Here is an 889-nt window from a genome sequence, read left to right on the forward strand (position 1 = left end):
TCCTTGATTTCTTTAATAAGCGGTTGATGTGTAAACCAAGTATCCATCAGAACATAAGAAGCTTCAATCCCCGTGTTCATCGCACGTTGAATCATCGCTGGAATCTGTTCAGGTGCGGATTGTAAAGCTTCTAGACGTCGCTTATAACCAGAACTGCGTTTATCAATTTTATCTGATATTCCGTTGATGATACTGTTTTTAGAGCTCAATAAAGAAAAGTCTACAGGCATAAACGTTGTACCGTCAGACCACCCAAGGGTAAGCATACGAAAACCTTTGTAAAAACGCATTTTTTGAGAAGCATGGTCAAAACAACGCGCAAGGAGTTCAACCGATTTCCTTCGATTTTTATCATAGGAAGAATCGTCAACAATCAGTACTTTGATACGCTCATGATTCGTCAGTTTACTTACTTTTTCAATCGAGTGTGCGCTTAATAGAAGTAGAAACCTTCTCCACGAGTAAGTTGAACGGTTTAAGAAACGGTAGACCGCATCTTTAGCTGGAATATCCGTAGATTTCTTGCTTTCAAGAGTACGAAACCAGTTTTTGTTTTCAAAGATCAAACAGAAAATAAGCTGAAATAAATAAGCGCAAGAAAAGCCAAATGACTTGGTAATCCCAGCTTTTCTAAGATGTTTGAATACTTGTAATTCTTTAAATGTAGATTTTATTTCATTTGGTAGTTGCTTAGTTTGGTCATTATTCGATATCATATAGAGGACACCTCTTCTGTATGGTATGTGGTTCTCGACAAATCAACTATACCAAACAGATGGGTGTTTTTTCATGCAAATTTTTAGTGTCAATGTAAGTATTTCAATGACGTCAGCAACTACTACTTGTTGAACTTATTGAACTTTTATTGGTGCGAAAGTTGAGTTATTAA

General features: G+C 36.3%; 1 protein-coding gene. It reads right to left on the bottom strand.

Annotated elements, in window-relative coordinates; genetic code table 11:
* The coding region (locus tag J0N78_RS25505) for an IS4 family transposase (protein WP_209125865.1) at window positions 1–716 on the bottom strand (716 nt) is incomplete at its 3' end.
* Window positions 717–889: the final 173 nt, after the last annotated feature.

Source organism: Alkalihalobacillus sp. BA299 (assembly GCF_017745675.1).
Lineage (GTDB): Bacteria > Bacillota > Bacilli > Bacillales > Bacillaceae_F > Alkalihalobacterium.